The organism is Weissella sagaensis, assembly GCF_010306265.1.
Classification (GTDB): Bacteria; Bacillota; Bacilli; order Lactobacillales; family Lactobacillaceae; genus Weissella; species Weissella sagaensis.
Window position 1 is genome coordinate 1 of the sequence record NZ_BLKA01000014.1, and the last position, 18,456, is coordinate 18,456.

General features: G+C 35.6%; 15 protein-coding genes and 1 rRNA gene. 15 read left to right on the forward strand and 1 reads right to left on the reverse strand.

Annotated features, from left to right (window positions below):
- From rrf to G7Y65_RS09095, 9 genes are all read left to right on the forward strand, one after another.
- Positions 1-105, forward strand: a 5S ribosomal RNA gene (gene rrf, locus G7Y65_RS09055); the annotation flags it as partial.
- 346 nt (positions 106-451) lie between these two features.
- The gene (locus tag G7Y65_RS09060) at positions 452-961 is read left to right on the forward strand and encodes a DoxX family membrane protein (protein ID WP_042494508.1); all 510 of its coding nucleotides are present in this window, start codon (positions 452-454) and stop codon (positions 959-961) included.
- A 262-nt stretch (positions 962-1,223) separates the two neighbouring features.
- Entirely contained in the window at positions 1,224-3,227 is a 2,004-nt protein-coding gene (metG, locus tag G7Y65_RS09065; RefSeq protein WP_165207267.1) for a methionine--tRNA ligase, read from the forward strand.
- 88 nt (positions 3,228-3,315) lie between these two features.
- Positions 3,316-5,262, forward strand: a complete 1,947-nt coding sequence (locus tag G7Y65_RS09070) for a cation:proton antiporter (protein ID WP_042494512.1) — start codon at positions 3,316-3,318, stop codon at positions 5,260-5,262.
- Positions 5,263-5,526: 264 nt separating this feature from the next.
- Complete coding sequence (locus G7Y65_RS09075) at positions 5,527-6,339, forward strand: TatD family hydrolase (RefSeq protein ID WP_042494513.1); 813 nt, start codon at positions 5,527-5,529, stop codon at positions 6,337-6,339.
- A complete protein-coding gene (gene rnmV / locus G7Y65_RS09080; RefSeq protein WP_042494598.1) occupies positions 6,339-6,902 on the forward strand; it encodes a ribonuclease M5 in 564 nt (187 codons plus the stop codon). The genes G7Y65_RS09075 and rnmV overlap by 1 nt, the downstream gene beginning before the upstream one ends.
- Complete coding sequence (gene rsmA, locus G7Y65_RS09085; RefSeq protein ID WP_165314830.1) at positions 6,899-7,795, forward strand: 16S rRNA (adenine(1518)-N(6)/adenine(1519)-N(6))-dimethyltransferase RsmA; 897 nt, start codon at positions 6,899-6,901, stop codon at positions 7,793-7,795. The genes rnmV and rsmA overlap by 4 nt, the downstream gene beginning before the upstream one ends.
- Positions 7,796-7,845: 50 nt before the next feature.
- Positions 7,846-9,213 (forward strand): hemolysin family protein, encoded by a 1,368-nt coding sequence (locus G7Y65_RS09090; protein ID WP_042494516.1) that lies wholly within the window; start codon positions 7,846-7,848, stop codon positions 9,211-9,213.
- A 190-nt stretch (positions 9,214-9,403) separates the two neighbouring features.
- Positions 9,404-10,747 (forward strand): hemolysin family protein, encoded by a 1,344-nt coding sequence (locus tag G7Y65_RS09095; protein WP_165314831.1) that lies wholly within the window; start codon positions 9,404-9,406, stop codon positions 10,745-10,747.
- A gap of 73 nt (positions 10,748-10,820) precedes the next feature.
- On the opposite strand, the gene G7Y65_RS09100 is transcribed toward G7Y65_RS09095, so the two are convergent.
- On the reverse strand, positions 10,821-11,054 hold the full coding sequence (locus G7Y65_RS09100) for a Veg family protein (RefSeq protein ID WP_042494519.1): 234 nt from the start codon (positions 11,052-11,054) through the stop codon (positions 10,821-10,823).
- Between the two features lie 246 nt (positions 11,055-11,300).
- Here G7Y65_RS09100 and G7Y65_RS09105 point away from each other — a divergent pair, with 246 nt between their 5' ends.
- The 6 genes from G7Y65_RS09105 to G7Y65_RS09130 all read left to right on the forward strand — a co-directional run.
- Complete coding sequence (locus tag G7Y65_RS09105; RefSeq protein WP_042494521.1) at positions 11,301-11,774, forward strand: deaminase; 474 nt, start codon at positions 11,301-11,303, stop codon at positions 11,772-11,774.
- A 22-nt stretch (positions 11,775-11,796) separates the two neighbouring features.
- Positions 11,797-12,753, forward strand: a complete 957-nt coding sequence (locus G7Y65_RS09110; RefSeq protein WP_042494523.1) for a thymidylate synthase — start codon at positions 11,797-11,799, stop codon at positions 12,751-12,753.
- Positions 12,754-12,931: 178 nt separating this feature from the next.
- Positions 12,932-14,206, forward strand: coding sequence for an LCP family protein (locus G7Y65_RS09115; RefSeq protein WP_042494525.1), 1,275 nt, complete (start codon positions 12,932-12,934; stop codon positions 14,204-14,206).
- A 533-nt stretch (positions 14,207-14,739) separates the two neighbouring features.
- Positions 14,740-16,953 (forward strand): KxYKxGKxW signal peptide domain-containing protein, encoded by a 2,214-nt coding sequence (locus G7Y65_RS09120; protein ID WP_165314832.1) that lies wholly within the window; start codon positions 14,740-14,742, stop codon positions 16,951-16,953.
- Positions 16,954-16,982: 29 nt separating this feature from the next.
- Positions 16,983-17,930 carry a DUF1542 domain-containing protein gene (locus tag G7Y65_RS09125; protein ID WP_165314833.1) on the forward strand — a complete coding sequence of 316 codons (948 nt, stop codon included), beginning with the start codon at positions 16,983-16,985 and terminating at the stop codon, positions 17,928-17,930.
- Positions 17,931-18,011: 81 nt separating this feature from the next.
- Positions 18,012-18,456: DUF1542 domain-containing protein (locus G7Y65_RS09130; protein ID WP_165314834.1), on the forward strand; the 445-nt coding region annotated here is incomplete at its 3' end.

Sequence of the window (18,456 nt, forward strand, 5' to 3'; positions counted from 1 at the left end):
GACACTGAGGTCACACCTGTTCCCATACCGAACACAGAAGTTAAGCTCAGTAGTGCCAAAAGTAGTTGGAGGATCGCCTCCTGCGAGGATAGGACGTCGCGATGCAACTTGGAAAGAGTTCACAGTAAAATGTGAACTCTTTTTTTGTATTAAATATAAATAAATTAGGTATTAAATAAAACCAATATTGACATAAAAAATATGTTGATATTGGTTTTTTCTTGGTAGAAATTTATTTTTAACATAGTTGATGAGGGTTAGGTGACTAACATACAGCCCAACTATCTAGCTTAATGGAATATGAGTTTTCTTATTTAAACAATATTATTATATAATAATATATTTAAATAAATAGATTTTTAAATATTTAATCATCAAATATGCATAAGGTTATTTTAAGTAAGTTAATTTAAAGTGAAAGAAATTCAGGTAAGGTTAAGGAGGAGATTTTATGGTTAATTGGTTGCGTAACAGTAAGAGTAGTATGGTGGTATTAACGTTAATTAGACTATATGTGGGATATGTCTGGTTAACGAGTGGGTGGAGTAAAATTTCGTCTGGTAATTTTACATCAGAAGCAATGGTACAACAGGCGATTAAAACACCAGTAACTGGTGCAACAGGTGCACCAGCATATGATTGGTATACAAAATTTTTAGAAAATATTGTGCAACCTAATTTAGGGATTTTTGATTTTATGGTGCAATATGGTGAATTATTGATTGGTTTAGGATTAATTTTCGGAACTTTAACGACATTAGCCACATTCTTTGGTTTAGGATTAAATTTCAATTATTTATTAGCAGGAATGATTTCAACAAATCCTATTCTAATTATTTTAGGAACTTTGTTACTAGTAGCAGGTCTTAATGCGGGTAAGATTGGTGGAGACCGGTGGGTTATACCATTTATCCGTGAAAAAGTACCTTTTATGGCAAAGAATAAAAGAAATATTGCATAGTAGTCGCTGCATAAGTGTCTATTGTATGAGTACTAGTCGTCAATCTGATAGATTGACGACTTTTAATATTTCCCCAATAAGTTGACCATGTTTGGCACCTGGCTTTCACATTAGTGCAAACATACTTAGTGGTAACAGGATAAATTTTAATATTATCTGACAGGAGCTATTAAATCTTTGATATAATTGATGTAATGGGCGTTAAATTAATGTAGCTAAAAATAACATCTTACTCATTTGTAAGATGGGAGGTAAAATGAGAATGGCAGAAGAAAAGAAAAGTTTCTATATTACAACACCAATTTATTATCCATCTGGTAAGTTGCATATTGGTAATACCTATACGACAGTGTTAGCCGATGCAGCAGCGCGATACCACCGGCTATTAAATGAGGATGTATATTTTCTAACAGGTACCGACGAACACGGATTAAAAATCGAACAAAAAGCTGAAAAATTAAACATTTCACCCAAAGAATATGTTGATCAAATGGCTGCAGATATTAAAGCTTTATGGGCTGAATTAGCAATCAGTAATGATGGCTTTGTTCGTACCACTGATGATTATCATGAAAAAGCAGTGCAAAAGATTTTTCAAAAGTTCCTGGATCAAGGTGATATTTATAAAGGCCAATATGAAGGCTGGTATTCAGTTGATGATGAAGAGTATTTCACTGAGTCTCAATTAGCAGAAGTTTATCGTGATGATGATGGTAATGTTACTGGTGGTAAAGCTCCTTCAGGACACGAAGTAGAACTTGTTCAGGAAGAATCATATTTCTTTAAGATGAGTAAGTATGCTGACTGGTTGTTGGACTACTATAAGTCACACCCTAAGTTTATTCAACCAGCAACTCGTATGAACGAGATGATTAAGAACTTTATTGAGCCAGGTTTGGAAGATTTGGCTGTAACACGTACGGCCTTTAACTGGGGTGTACCAGTTGCATCAGATCCTGACCACGTTGTTTATGTATGGATTGATGCTTTATCAAACTATATTACCAAGTTAGGTTACATGTCAGATGATACAACCTTATTTGATAAATTCTGGCCAGCTAATGTACATTTGGTTGGTAAGGAAATTGTTCGTTTCCACACAATTTATTGGCCTATTATGTTACATGCTTTGGGATTACCAATGCCTGAAACAATTGTTGGTCATGGTTGGTTAACAATGCGTGATGGTAAAATGTCTAAGTCAAAGGGGAACGTTGTGTACCCAGATACTTTGGCTGAACGTTATGGTATTGATGCTGTGCGTTACTACTTGCTCCGTGCAATGCCATTTGGAAATGATGGTATTTTCACCCCTGAAGATTTTGTTTCAAAACTAAATTATGATTTGGCAAATGACTTGGGAAACTTGTTGAACCGTACAGTTGCCATGATTAATAAATATGAAGCTGGTGTTATTCCAGAATTGCATACTGGTTTAACTGACTTTGATCAAGATCTTGTTGAAACTGCGCAAGAAGTCATTGTTAATTATAATGATAATATGCAAGCAATGCGGACTGCTGATGCTTTGGCAAACATCTGGCAATTGATTTCACGTGCTAATAAGTATATTGATGAAACAACACCATGGACGTTAGCTAAAGATGATAGTCAAACAGAAGTATTAGCATCAGTTATGGCTCATTTAGCAGCTGCTTTACGTGTAGTTGCTATCCTATTGCAACCTATTTTGACGAAAGCACCACAAAGCATTTTCAATCAATTAGGTTTGGATGATTCAAATACTGATATTATCGGATTAAACTTTGAAGATATACCAACAGGTGGTCATGTTGTACCAAAAGGACAACCAATCTTCCCACGTGTTGATGTAGAAGCCGAAGTTGTTTATATTCGTGATAATATGACAGGACAAGGTGGTAAGCAAACACGTTCAATGACGAAGCCAACAGCACCAAAGACGATTACAACTAAAGACGAAATTGTTTTTGATGATTTTGAAAAGGTAGAATTGCGTGTTGCAGAAATTAAAGAAGTGTCTGAAGTAGAGAAATCTAATAAATTATTACGCTTCAAATTAGACGATGGTTCTGCTGATGGTCGAACAATTTTGTCAGGTATTAAGAAGTTTTATCCAGAATATACGACATTAGTTGGTAAAAAGGTTGCTTATGTTGCCAACTTAAAGCCTCGTAAGATGATGGGGGAACTTTCTGAAGGAATGCTTCTTTCAGCTGAAAAAGATGGTAAGGTTACCTTATCAATCTTGCCAGATGAAATTGAAGCAGGATCAGAACTTGGCTAATTAGTAGTCAATCAAGTCATGCATAAAGGATTGAGATTATAATCTCAATCCTTTATTTTTAAGCAATGTAAAAGGAGGATACTATCAGATGATAATTTTTTATGCATTAGCTTACGTATGTGTTGCAATCATTATTGCTAATTTTTTAACGCAAGCATTTCCGAAAATTCCGCAAGCTTTGTGGCAAATCGTAGGTGGTATATTATTAGCTATCGTCCCGGTTATTAATCATTATGTGATTATGTTAAATCCAGAATGGTTTATGATGCTAGTGATTGCACCATTATTGTTTTATGAAGGGCAACGTACTCAAGCTAAATTAATTTCAAAACATTTTAAATCAATTATTGAGTTAGCAGGTATTTTAGCTATTGTAACGGTCGTTATTTTGATGACCGTTGGGCACGTCGCAATTGGTTGGGCGTTACCATTCTCGCTAGCATTAGCAGCAATCGTAACACCGACTGATGCGACTGCTTTAGAATCAGTTACGAATGGGTTAGATATGCCTAAAGATGTTAAACGTTCTTTGAGTTTAGAATCGTTGTTTAATGATGCGACAGGGTTAGTTATTTTAGAGCTAGCAATTCTATGGATGAATACGGGAACTTTTTCATTTATACATGGGTTTAGTGAGTTTTTGGTAGTAGCAGTGGGTGGCGTGATTGCTGGTTTTATTGCTAGCTTTATTTTCATTTATGTTCGTCAACATTTACTGAAGGCTGAATTTGATGATACGGTTGCTCATGTTTTGATGTACTTTCTAGCACCAATTGTTGTATTTGGTATTGCAGAGCATGTTTTTGGTGTTTCGGGTATTATTGCAGTTGTTGTGATGGGGGTTATGTCTAATATTGAACAACAGCATACGCAATTTATGGATCCAAAGCTTAACCATTTAACGGGCCAATTGACTGATATTGTATCGCAGATTTTAAATGGTTTGGTGTTCATTTTACTAGGGACATCTTTAGTTAGTGTAGCAAAGGTTTATATTCTACAACCGGTTAGAACTTGGGTGGCATTGATTGCTATTGGTATTTTATTATATGTCGTGATGACGCTATGTCGTTATCTCGCAATTCGTTATAGTGGTCGATTTGGCAACAAACCATATACGAAACGTGATGGTTTGGTCTTTGCTATTGGTGGTGTTCATGGTGCCGTGACAATGTCGATGGCATTCTCATTACCATTAACATTAAGTAATGGTGCTGCATTTACAGAACGTAATGATTTATTGTTAATTGCATCAACTGTTATTATATTAAGTTTATTAGTACCAGTTATCTTATTACCAAGAATTTTAAATCGTTTAGCACCTTTATATGATGCAGATACGTACCAAAAAAATCATACAGAAATGGTCAATGCTGCGATGACATATGTTAGCCATGCAGATGTAGCGCAAACAATTAAGGCGACTGTTATGCAACAGTTAAAAAATCAATTAGGTTATGGTAATGAACAATTAAATGATGCTAGTCGTAAAAAGGCTTATCGGACGTTATATAAAGTAGCAGACCAAGCAATGGCGCAAGCGATTGATGAAAATCGTATATCCGATGAAGCGCTGCAACTTTATAACCGGATGCAATCATTGCAAAATGGTTTTGGTAAATTTGGTAAACATCGACGCCATATTTGGCGAAAGTTAACTGTCAGAATAATTAAACATCGGGTAGCTAACCATCAAGATAGTTATCATAGTCATCAAAATAGTGTTGATGAAGTGATGAACATTATTAATGATGGTATGACGACGTATATGAATCAATTATCAAAACAAGATATGAATGCAAGAGATATGATTGCGCTACGATATGCTTATTCTCATCAACAAGCAATGCTACAAAATCAAAAAATTAATTCCGATGATGAGCAACAAGTTTTCCTAAATGCATTACAAGAAGAATTAAATTATATTGAACAACAACGAACACAAGGTGACGCAGATGCAGAGTTGTTAAAAGAGCTCTATGATGAAGTAATTAATTCACAGGCTATTTTATTGGCAAATATTAGTAGCGAATAAGTGAAACTAAATAAATTTGGCATAAAATATAACTATCTTATCTGTCATAACAGTAAATTATCCGATATTGATGATTTGCTGTTTTTTAAAACCGATTTATTAAGAGAAAAGCTATTTTAAAAATGAAATATTAATGGTGGCATGTTATGCTTAATAGATGATTATATAAGTGTTTTTTGGCTTTTTTTGAATCATTTGCTAGAATGAAATAGATTAAAAATAACAAAAATTAAACCGTATAAAAAAATTAATCAAGGAGTAAAAATGGCGATTTATAAATCTGGGCAACGCCGCGCTGACGGCTATGATACCCATACACATCTAAATGATGATACGTTTTGGCATGATGTGCCAGCTTATTTTGGTAGAGCAACTGAATTTAGCATTGTAGAAATGAATATTATTGGTTATGACACGCAATCTAATGAACGAGCTATTCAGTTAGCTCATGATTTTGAAGGTATGCATGCGGTTATTGGTTGGCAGCCAGAAGATATTTTGGAAATGAATGATGAAGCATTAGCAACATTCCGCAAACAATTACAAGATGATGCGGTTATTGGTGTTGGTGAGACCGGGTTGGATTATTATTGGGATGATAATCCATCAGCTGATGAACAAAAAAAGGCTTTTATACAGCAATTAACATTAGCTCGTGAGTTTAATTTGCCTGTCACAGTACATACACGTAATGCCACGGCAGATACGTATCAAACATTAAAAGATGCACATGTTGAGGAATTTGGCGGTGTTATGCATTCGTTTACTGGTACACCAGAAGAAGCTAAGCAGTTTCTTGATTTGGGGATGTATATTTCATTCTCAGGAATTGCAACGTTTAAAAACGCAAAGGATGTGCAAGAGACACTTAAGTCAGTACCACTGGATCGTTTATTAGTGGAAACGGACGCACCTTATTTAGCACCAACACCTATGCGTGGTAAGCCTAATGAACCAATGTATGTACATTATATTATTGATTATATTGCTGAATTATTGGGTAAAAGCTATGATGAAGTAGCCAAAATTACAACAAATAATGCACGTCGGCTATGGCATTTAGACCAAGTTAAATGATGAAAATTAAAGAAGTGATTGTTGTAGAAGGGCGTGCAGACACTGAAGCATTAAGACATGCAGTTAGTGCAGATACCATTGAAACGAACGGGTCAGCACTTAGCGAACAAACAATAGCCGCTATTAAACAAGCTGCAATTAATCGTGGTGTGATTGTTTTTACTGACCCTGATTTTAATGGTGAGCGATTAAGAAAAATTATCAGTAGTGTGGTGCCCAATGCAAAACATGCTTTTTTGACTAAAGATGAAGCTGGTCGACAAATTAAGCATCATAGTTTAGGCATTGAATATGCGACACCTGCTGTATTGCAAACGGCGTTACAAGCAGTTTATACACCGAAAACAGCAGCAGCAATAACAACGGATATTACGATGGCGGATTTACGGCAATTAGGATTAGTTGCTGGTCAGGGTGCAGCCAAGCGTCGTGAATATATTTCTGAAGCAATGAATTTAGGATATGTGAACGGTAAACAATTAATGAATCGTTTGATAATGTTTGGTATTAAAAAGAAAAATTTATTAACGGTTTTAAATGAATTAGATGAGGAAAAAGAATGACAGATGTGCCAGATATTGCGACGCCAATGCGTACGCAAGCCATTATGAATAGTTTTGGCATTAATACAAAAAAATCTTTGGGTCAAAATTTTTTGACAGATATTAATATATTGAAAAACATTGTTGCAGCTGGAGAAGTGAAGGATACGGATAATGTTATTGAGATCGGACCGGGTATAGGTGCTCTAACAGAGCAATTGGCGCGATCAGCAAAAGAAGTATTAGCATTTGAAATTGATGACCGTTTGATACCAGTTTTAGATCATACGATGGCACCTTACGATAATGTAATGATTGTTAATCAAGATATTTTAAAGGTTGATTTGGAATCTGAAATTAAAGCGCATTTTAGTGATCCGAATGCGCCCTTGAAGCTAGTTGCTAATTTACCATATTACATTACCACACCTATCTTAATGCAAGTGCTTCAGTCAGATGTGAAATTTGATAATATTGTTGTCATGATGCAAAAAGAAGTGGCGAGTCGTTTATCAGCTGAAGTAGGGACTAAGGATTATGGGTCATTAACTTTAGCTGTACAATATCGAATGAATGCGACGTTGGCTTTTACGGTTTCAAGAACGGCATTTGTGCCAAATCCTAATGTGGATTCAGCGATTATTTCATTAACGCCACGTGAACCATTGCAAGTATTACCACATAATGAGCAACAATTATTTAATTTGTTTAAAGTTGGTTTTACCATGCGACGTAAAACATTATGGAACAATTTAATTACAGCATTTGGTAAAGATGATGTGATGAAAGAAAAACTTACTGCTGCCTTAGAAAATGTGGGGATTGATCCACGTATTCGCGCTGAAAAGTTATCAGTAGAAGAATTTATTAATTTACATAATTCACTAGTTAAATATAGTGTATACAGTAAGTAACGAAATTTGCTATAATTGTGTTTAGAACTAATTTTGAAAGAAGGTATGTCATGGATTCCGGTCCGTCTATTATCACTAATTTGGTGATTATTATTATTATTTTGTTGCTAGCTATTCTGTTTACTTTAACAGAGTATTCATTGGTTAAAGTACGTCCAAGTTCATTACGTGCGATGCAAGAGGCTCGTGAAAAGCCGTCTGCCAAAGTAGGGCATGCGTTGCACATGTTGGATCATTTATCAGAATATCTATCAACTGCACAAGTTGGTATTACACTAACCTCATTGATTTTAGGTTGGCTGGGTGAAGATTTTATTGCAACATTAATTATTAATGCTGAAATTTTACCACCTGCAATTGCACATAGTGTATCATCAATTGCGGCTATTTTGATCTTTACATTTATCCACGCAGTGTTTACTGATTTGGTCCCAAAGAATATTGCGATTGATCAACCTGTTAAAATGTTGTTGGCCATTGTTAGACCTGTAATGTTTTTCCACGTTGTTTTGTTCCCATTAATTTGGCTATTTGATCGTGCAGCTGCATTCTTTACAAAAATGTTAGGGTTCAATGCCCATCCAGATGAAGATATTTATTCAGAAGCTGAAATTTTATCTTTGTCAAAGGATGCGGCAGATGCTGGTGAATTGGATGAAGAAGATTTGACATTCATGAAGCGTGCTTTTGCGATGAATGATAAAGAAGCTTTGGATATTATGATTGATCGTACACAATTGACGGTTGTGGATGTGACAGAAACGATTGCTGATGCCTTAAACTTATATTTGGAAGAAAAGTTTTCACGAATTCCAGTTGTTGCAGATAATGATAAAGATAAGATTTTAGGCTATGTCTTTTCATATGATTTGGTACGTCAGGGACGAATTAGTCCAGATGCACCAATTAGAACAGTCTTACGTAATTTGCCAGTTGTTTCTGAAACACAACCTATTACGGAAGTGCTACAAGAGATGATTGAACACCGTGCACCGATTGTTGTGGTTAAAGACGAATTTGGTGGTACATCAGGTATTGTGACGGACAAAGATATTTATGAGGAACTATTTGGTTCTGTTCGTGATGAAATTGATGATGTGGCTGATGATATGGTCGAGAAGATGGGATCAGATGATGCAGGCAATATGCATTATCGTGTATCCGGAAAAATGACGTTATATGATTTTGAGCGATTCTTTAAGACTGAACTTAAATCTTTTGAAAAATCAGAAAAGGTGACTTTGACTGGTTATGTGTTGGATGAACATCCAGATTTCCATGTTGGCCAAGCTATTCGTATTGCTAACTTTGAGATTACAGCACTTGATTTTAAAGATGCGTACATTGAAAAATTTGAAGTTGTTGCTTTTCCAGAATCAGAGATTGATATAGCAGATAATGATGATGAAAAACATTAAGATTAATGATTGATGTTTTTTGATAAAATAAAAGCGCTACTAAATTCTCCGGATAGAATTTAGTAGCGCTTTTATCAAATTGTCCAAATATTAGGTTTAATAAGTGTTATAACCTGTTATCAACACATATGATAAAGTTTGATATAATATGGATAATCGATACCATTATATTTGAAAGTAGGAAATTAATTTGAGTGAAGGAAGATTTATCATATCAATTATTGTGATAATCTTGGTGTTAATATTTGCGGCGTTATGTGTTTCTGCTGAATTTGCGCTAGTGAAGGTTAGAAGAAGTGCATTAGTAGAACTACAAGAGGCACGTGAACGACCATCACGCAAGATCGCAACAACGATTCACATGGTTGATAATTTAAACGAGTATTTATCAACGACCCAAGTTGGTATTACAGTGACTGGTTTGTTATTAGGTTGGATGGGTGAAGAAACAATTGCCCACTTACTATTAGCTGGTGGTTTCTTAAAAGAAATGACAGGGCCTAGTTCAGCAGCGATTGCATCAGTTATTGCGTTGATATTGTTGACTTATATTGAGGTTGTCCTAACGGAGTTGGTACCTAAAAATGTATCAATTGAATTCCCAGTTAAGGTAGCTTTGTTCGTTTCAGGGCCATTGCGCCTATTCCATGTGCTATTTTATCCATTTGTGTGGTTGTTGAACAAGTCCGCAACTGGATTTACGCACTTACTAGGGTTACGCACAGCATCTGAAGATAATGAAGTTTATTCAGAAGCAGAAATTTTGAGCTTATCACGTAATGCGGCTCGTTTAGGTCAATTGCAAAATGAAGATTATGTCTTTATGGAACGCGCATTTGAAATGAATGATAAGGTTGCAAATGATATTATGATTGATCGTACGCAATTATTTGTCGTCGATGTTAGAAGTGATATTGATGACGCATTGCATGCTTATTTTGAAACAAAACATTCACGTTTCCCAGTTGTTGCTGATGGTGACAAAGATAAAATTTTAGGTTACGTATTTAATTACGATATTATGCGTCAAGCAGAAATCGATCGTACCGTACCTGTACGAAAGATAATTCGTAATATGCCAACTGTACCTGAAAATATGCCAATCCAAGATGTTTTGAAATTGATGATTTCAAAACGAACACCGATGATTGTTGTCAAAGATGAGTATGGTGGCACATCTGGTATTATTACAGATAAAGATATTTATGAAGAACTTTTTGGCTCAGTTCGAGACGAAGTTGACTGGGTGGTTGATGATTTAGTTGAAAAATTGGGAACAGATAATCAACAACAAATGCATTATAAAGTATCTGGAAAAATGACAGTTTATGATTTTGAACGTTATTTTAAGACGGATATTAAAGCATTTGATAAATCAGATATGGTCACGCTAACTGGATTTATTTTGGAACAATTCCCTGATATTAAAGGTGGTGACACGGTTGAGTTGGCAGATTTTGCAATTAAGCCACTTGATTTTAAGGATGCTTATATTAATGAATTTGAAATTTTGCGATTAAACAAAGCAGAATAAAATAATAAAAAAGCGCCAGGTATAATTGATTTTAAATCATTATACCTGGCGCTTTTTTGGTTGCCTAATCAAATTAATCGAAAGAAATTTCAATATTTTCTGTTAAAAGATCAGTGTAACTAAATGAGGCACGATCAAATTCGTGACCATCTTGTTCTAAATCAAGGACGAAAACAGAACGGAAGGTGTTTCGTACGATTGCTTGGTGTTCAATGGTGCGGTGACGACTTTCATGGGTAGTCAAAGTGACTTGCTCACCGATGTGTTCATCTAATTGTTGCTTAATTTCTGCTAATGCTGCAGGCATAAGAACTCCTCTCATGGGGCACCCCCATAGCCAGCGACAAATGGAATCGCTGCATAAATCTATTATCTACATAAAGATAAAATTAGTTATTTATATTATATCATAATTTATTTTTTAAATCAATTATATATTTCGTCACGACTGTAATAAAATGTTTTATAAGTTGTAAAATATAAAACCTTTTATTTAATTGCAATCCTTGCTAATATTAGGAACAACTAATACAGATAGTAAAGGGGCAAGATAATGAATGATGAACGGATTACTTGGGAAAAGTATTTTATGCTACAAGCAATTATGTTAGCTGCACGTAGTACTTGCACACGATTGCATGTCGGCGCAGTTGTGGTAAAAGATGGCCGCATCATTGCTAGTGGTTATAATGGATCCGTATCTGGCACACCACATTGTACTGAGGTGGGTGATTTGTTGGTGGATGGTCATTGTATTCGTGCAGTGCACGCTGAACAGAATGCTCTGATGCAATTAGCAAAGATGGGTATTAGTGCTGATAGTGCTCAAGTTTTTGTAACCGATTTTCCTTGTGTACATTGTACAAAATTGTTACTACAAGCAGGGGTGACTAAAATTAACTATTTACGTAACTATCGTAATGATGATTTTGTAACAGAATTATTGGATGCAAAAAATGTCACAATTGCACAAGTAAAAGTAGATGGTACAGATTTAGATAAAATTGATTTTGAGGCTTATTTATAGAAAGGCTAGTAAGGTACTCATTATGAGTGAAAATGAACAAGGTTACTTAGATTTAGCGCAAGATATATTGGATAATGGTGCGGTTAAAAATGATCGCACTGGTACAGGAACAAAATCGGTCTTTGGGCGTCAATTACGTTTTGATATGAGTGAAGGGTTTCCGTTACTAACAACTAAACGGGTGCCATTTGGTTTAATTAAAAGTGAGTTATTATGGTTCCTTAAAGGGGATACCAACATCCGCTTTTTGTTAGAGCATAAAAATCATATTTGGGATGAATGGGCTTTTAAAAATTGGGTAACATCATCTGATTATAATGGACCAGATATGACTGATTTTGGCCGTCGTTCATTGATTGATGAGGATTTTAAAACACAATATGATGAGCAACATGCTATATTTGTTGAGCGTATTTTAAATGATGATGTATTTGCAGAAAAATATGGTGAATTGGGTGATGTATATGGTGCACAATGGCGACACTGGCGTCGCGTACAAGGTGGCTTTATAGATCAAATTCATGATGTCATAGAACAAATCAAGCATAATCCTGATTCACGTCGTTTGATTGTTTCCGCATGGAATCCTGAAGATGTGCCAACGCAGGCTTTACCACCTTGCCACACTTTGTTTCAGTTTTATGTGGCTGATGGTAAATTAAGTCTACAACTTTATCAACGTTCTGCAGATGTGTTTTTAGGTGTGCCATTTAATATTGCTTCATATGCTTTATTGTTACATATGGTTGCAGCGCAAACCGGACTACAGCCAGGTGAATTTGTACATACTTTTGGTGATACTCACATTTATTCAAATCATATTGAGCAAATCCAAAAACAATTACAACGCGACATGAAGGCATTACCAACGCTTACTTTAAATCCCGATGTAACTGATATTGCAGAGTATACAATGTCTGATATTAAATTAAATGGGTATGAACCTCACTCAAGTATTAAGGCACCAGTGGCTGTTTAATATTTATAATGGTGTCAGATAATGGCTAATGATATATTGCATGGCTAAAAAATATGGTAATATGGTAGGGTTGCTATAAGTTTTTTAAAAGGAACTTTTTATAAACTTACTAAGTATTTTTTCTTGAACAGAATATGAAATATATTATTAATCTTTATAGTTTAGAGAGGAGATGCTCATGGATAATGAGCCGAAAACTCGATTAGATCGACGCCAGGCTGAAAACGAATTAAAGAGGCGTAAAAAGCGTGAAGGTGGCCCACGTGATAAAAAGTTTCAATCAAATGGGAAACAGCCACGTAAACGCAGAATTCGTGGGGCTATTTTATTTGTGATTGCTGTTATTGTTTTGATTGTGGGGATGTTATTTGGTGTTGCTTATAACAAGACTAAAAATGCCATTGATGGTTCGTACCAAGAAACCGGATTGACGAAAGAGCGTAATGTTTCTAAAGTGATCAAACAAGGGAAACCATTTTCAATTTTACTATTAGGAACTGATACAGGTGAATTAGATCGAAAGTATAAAGGTCGGACAGATTCTTTGATGTTAGTTACGGTTAATCCAGACAAAGAAAAAGTAACAATTATGTCCTTGCCTCGTGATTCGGTTATTGCACCGGTTGGTTATGAAGAGGAATTCCCGCAAAAGTTGAACTCAGCATATGAATACGGATCTGCCAAGACAACGATTCAAACAATTCAAAAGTGGTTAAATGTGCCGATTGATTATTATGCATTGGTTAATATGGGTGGTTTAGAAAAGGTTATTGATCAAATGAATGGTATTAAAGTTAAGTCACCACTGACATTTGGGTATAATCCTTATACTGCTCATAATGATGGAGACTATATTTATAACTTTACTAAGGGTTCGTCAACATTTACGCTTAATGCAAAAGGTCAAACTAAGACATATAAAAAAATGGATGGTCAGGCTGCTTTAGCATTTTCACGTATGCGTTATGATGATCCACAAGGTGATTATGGCCGTCAGAAACGTCAACGAATGGTATTGCAGACGATTGTTGATGATGCTAAGAGTAATCCAACTAAACTAATTAATCAAAAGTTTTTGAATACATTGTCTGATTCGACACAAACTGATTTAACCTTTGGTGATATGCTGACTGTTGCTTCGCGTTATCTTAGTGCTGCCAAAACAATTAAACAAGATAATGCACAGGGAACCGAAGTCAATCTAACCTCTGGTTCATCTGAGCTAATTTCGCAAGATGAAAAACAACGTGTTACGAATGTTTTACGTAAGTCATTAGGACTAAAACATAAAAAAACTGGTACACTCTATGGTGGTAAGGTTTCTAACGCAACACTAATAATGAATGGCTTACCAGCTTCACAATCTGCAACTGAAGAAGCAGCTGATACTACTACAGATAGTACATACGGTACTGGTACTGTTACAGATACAGATACGTATGTGGGTTATTAGTGTAATCGTTACATTATAGAAAATAAGTTAAAAAGTTTATAGGTAATATACTTGTTACTGATAATAAATGTCGAAAAATATAATATGATAAAGCGACAAACATTTATATAATGTTTGTCGCTTTTTTTGCTTAAAACACGAACAAAACACAAAAAATTTATTTTTTTAAAGCTTTTGATAATGTAAAAAAAGCTGATTTAGGTTCTGTTTATCACATGAACATTTCAAAAGTATATATAATTAATTTTATTCATTTAATTTAGATTAATTGATTGCGTTAAATGTTGAAAACGATTTAAAATAGAGTTCATTAAATTCGATTTGATATAAAAATGATTGTTTTTAAAATATTGATTTTTTAAAAAATAAGCGTATTAATTTACTATATGTTAACTTATTGTGCTGTAAATCACTAACTTTATACCTATGCATTATTTTATAAAGATTTTTAATATATAATATATCTTTGAATTATATGATATTATTAATCAATAAAAGTTATGTCGCCTTCCATATGGGGAAAAGAGGATAATATGAAGCGTGTCGTAAAAGTGCAATTAGATATTCGTTCGCATTACAAGTCATATAAAATTGGTAAAATCTGGGTTACTGCCTTAGCAGGAATAACAATCGGGACAATGGGATTTTTGGGGACTGCTAATGCTGACCAAGTAACACCAGCACAACAAAGTTCAAACATACAAGTTAATGATAATAATATTGATAGATCTTATAAGTTAGCAAATACAACTGAAGTGACAAGTCAAGCAAGTGACGCAGTATCAACTAATTCATCATCAGATGAACAAATGTCGCCTGCAATGAATAGTGAAGCTATCAGTTCGGCAGTAAATAGCGAAGTGACAGTAGTTGATAATAAAAATGACAAAATGGATGCTGTAAATGAGCAATCACAAGCTACTTCTGAGACAGGCGAAGCGCAAACGTCATCATCAGCAGCAGGCATGGTGGATACAGAAACGACAACAGAAAAATCGCAAGTGGAAACGGAACAAACACCTGTAGCGACGGATGAAACAGTAGCTACAACAAAGACTGAACAAGAGCCAGCTAGTCAGGCTATGACTGAAACAACTATTTCTGACAACGAAAATGTAAGCGTTAACAAGAAAGAAGGCGCAGTGCCAAAGACAAAAGATGCTACTGAACAAGTGAAGCAACCCGCAGTTGCTAAAGTTAGTGTTAATGCCTCTGTGCCGGTTGTGCAACCAAAAGCGGATGATGAATTACCAGAGGGTGTAGTAGTCGTTAATACGGCAGAAGAGTTTGTTAATGCTATTGCAACCGGTACATCATCAGATATTTATATTAGTTCAGATATTGATTTAGCGGGTTATAAAAATGGTTTATTGAATTTACCAACAATAAGTGTGACAAGCCATCGTGATATGACAGTTCAATCTACCAGTGATAAACGATATAAAATTGATTTTAATAAATTCACATTTGATATGTCGTCAATTTTAATTCCGACGAATCGTATTTATTTAAAGAATTTAGATCTATTAGGAACTAATACAAGTGGTATTTTCAGTAAAGCCGATAGTTATGCAATCGAAGATGTTACTTATCAGGGTGGTACATTTATTTCAACTAATAATAGTGTTGATGTTTTAGGGACTGTCACTGTTAATACAACGGCTAATGGTTCGCCTGCTATCTCAGCAAATGAGATTAATTTCAAAGCGGGTAGCAATTTTACAGGAACTACTACTAATGGGGATGTATTGTATACAAATGTTGATATTACAAATATTACCAATGACCACAATGGAATCTTTCTAGAAAATCAATCAACGGTTACCTTAAATCCTCACGGGGAGGGTAAGTATGGTATTAATGCATCAGCAGCTGATGTCATCGTTAATGATGGTGCAGAATTACACATTAATTTAGATAGCATTAATAATGCGAAGACATCAGGTGCTATTCACTTACATGTGTTAATTGAATCAAAAATAAATGTTGAAAAGAATGCATTATTGGATATTCAATCTAATGGTGTTCCATCTGTATCGGCAATTAATATTAGTCCGGATAATTTGTTGAATTTTAGTGGGAAAGGCCAAATAAATGTTGATAGTGAGGGAACATTCAATTATGTTGGTCAAAACATGGGAGACTTTGTAGGTAGTGTATTTTACATTACTGGTGGATCAACTTTTAATGTTAATCCGAATGCCACTTTTACTGCTAAAATTGATGGAACAGGTGCCGTTAAGCTAATTGATTTAGGAAGTGCAGTTAGTAAAGGATACTTTAATATTGTGCAACCTAAGCATTTCTTAATTGATCGAACGGCTAATACTAATGACAAAACGTCATTTATGACTAACGGTACTTTGAATTTTTCAAAAATTAAAGTAATGGATGATCAAGGTAATTATTCGGATTCTCTTGATAAAATGAATTTGAATTTCTCACAATTTTTAGGATTCTATGCATCAAATGCATCAGATGTAGTTGGTAAAACTGAAGCAGTTGAAACACAAATTAACAATCAATTCCAGAATAATACTAAAGGTATTTTGGATGTTATTCGTTCTGGTGAAGATGTTTTTCAGGAAAATGTTGCATTAGATAAAAATAATCAATTGACAGCTAATATTTCAAATATTATGGCTGATAGTGATGCATCCGTTCAAATTCAAATTAAACATGCTGATGGCTCAATTGATACATTGCCAGCCCTTATTGGCGTGATACAGATAAGTATGGTCAATTAACAGATGAAAATGGTAAATTCAGTTTTGATTTGAGCAATGCCAATTTACAAAATGATGACACCATTATTATTAAGACAACCCGTGAGTTTGTCACAGATAATCAAGAATATTCTGTTGATCAATTACGTTTAGCACAGGTTCAATCAGATAATAAAAATACGTTGATTGCTTATGGTGAAGCGCAAAAACAAGTTATTACAGATTTAGAAAATATATCAGATGAGCAACGTTTGGCAGCGCAAACAGCCATCGATTCAGAAGTTGCAGCAGGCATAGATAATATTGATAAGGCGACAACAACAGTTGAAGCTGATACAGCATTTAATACTGGAACGAATAATATTGATGATATTGTTACCGATGCTGTGTTGGTAGATAGTAAATTAGCAGCTCAAATAGCAATTGATAATGCAGCGCAATCTGTAAAAAATAACCTTGCAAATAATACTAATTTAACTGTTGATGAACGTAGTGCAATTTCGGCTAAGATTGATAATGTTGCGATGACTGCAAAGAATAATATTGATAGTGCAGCAACACTTGCTGAAGTAGCAGCTGCACAAGCAGCTGGCGAAGTGGCAATTGGCAACGTTGATCAAACAGGGGTAACAAAGCCAACGGCTTCAGCGGCAATTGACAGCGCAGCCGAAGCAGCGAAGGCAGCAGTAGCAGGAAATGCTGAACTAACAGCTGAAGAAAGAGCAACGGCAAATGCTGGAATTGATGCAGCTGCACAAACGGCAAAAGAAGCCATAACGAATGCGACAACAGACGCTGAAGTAGCAGCTGCACAAGCAGCCGGCGAAGCGGCAATTAGCAATGTTGATCAAACAGGGGTAACAAAGCCAACGGCTTCAGCGGCAATTGACAGCGCAGCTGAAGCAGCGAAGGCAGCAGTAGCGGGGAATGCCGGATTAACAGCCGAAGAAAAAGCAACCGCAACGGCAGCAATTGATGCAGCTGCACAAATGAAGTAGCAGCTGCACAAGTAGCTGGTGAGACAGCAATTGGCAACGTTGATCAAACAGGGGTAACAAAGCCAACGGCTTCAGCGGCAATTGACAGCGCAGCCGAAGGCAGCAGTAGCAGTCAACGCAAACTTGACGGAAGAAGAAAAAGCAACGGCAACTGCAGCGATTGATGCAGCTGCACAAACAGCAAAAGAAGCCATAGCTAATACGACAACAGACGCTGAAGTAGCAGCTGCACAAGCAGCCGGCGAGACGGTAATTGGTAATGTTGATCAAACAGGAGTAACAAAGCCAACGGCTTCAGCGGCAATTGACAGCGCAGCCGAAGCAGCGAAGGCAGCAGTAGCGGGGAATCCCGGATTAACGGAAGAAGAAAAAGCAACGGCAACTGCAGCAATTGATGCAGCCGCACAAACGGCAAAAGAAGCCATAACGAATGTGACAACGGACGCTGAAGTAGCAGCTGCACAAGCAGCCGGCGAAGCGGCAATTAGCAATGTTGATCAAACAGAGGTAACAAAGCCGACGGCTT

Bases quoted from the DNA above. Each gene is read 5' to 3' on its own strand.
- G7Y65_RS09060 (WP_042494508.1), top strand. From the start codon at position 452: ATGGTTAATTGGTTGCGTAACAGTAAGAGTAGTATGGTGGTATTAACG.
- metG (WP_165207267.1), top strand. From the start codon at position 1,224: ATGGCAGAAGAAAAGAAAAGTTTCTATATTACAACACCAATTTATTAT.
- G7Y65_RS09070 (WP_042494512.1), top strand. From the start codon at position 3,316: ATGATAATTTTTTATGCATTAGCTTACGTATGTGTTGCAATCATTATT.
- G7Y65_RS09075 (WP_042494513.1), top strand. From the start codon at position 5,527: ATGGCGATTTATAAATCTGGGCAACGCCGCGCTGACGGCTATGATACC.
- rnmV (WP_042494598.1), top strand. From the start codon at position 6,339: ATGAAAATTAAAGAAGTGATTGTTGTAGAAGGGCGTGCAGACACTGAA.
- rsmA (WP_165314830.1), top strand. From the start codon at position 6,899: ATGACAGATGTGCCAGATATTGCGACGCCAATGCGTACGCAAGCCATT.
- G7Y65_RS09090 (WP_042494516.1), top strand. From the start codon at position 7,846: ATGGATTCCGGTCCGTCTATTATCACTAATTTGGTGATTATTATTATT.
- G7Y65_RS09100 (WP_042494519.1), bottom strand. From the start codon at position 11,054: ATGCCTGCAGCATTAGCAGAAATTAAGCAACAATTAGATGAACACATC.
- G7Y65_RS09105 (WP_042494521.1), top strand. From the start codon at position 11,301: ATGAATGATGAACGGATTACTTGGGAAAAGTATTTTATGCTACAAGCA.
- G7Y65_RS09110 (WP_042494523.1), top strand. From the start codon at position 11,797: ATGAGTGAAAATGAACAAGGTTACTTAGATTTAGCGCAAGATATATTG.
- G7Y65_RS09115 (WP_042494525.1), top strand. From the start codon at position 12,932: ATGGATAATGAGCCGAAAACTCGATTAGATCGACGCCAGGCTGAAAAC.
- G7Y65_RS09120 (WP_165314832.1), top strand. From the start codon at position 14,740: ATGAAGCGTGTCGTAAAAGTGCAATTAGATATTCGTTCGCATTACAAG.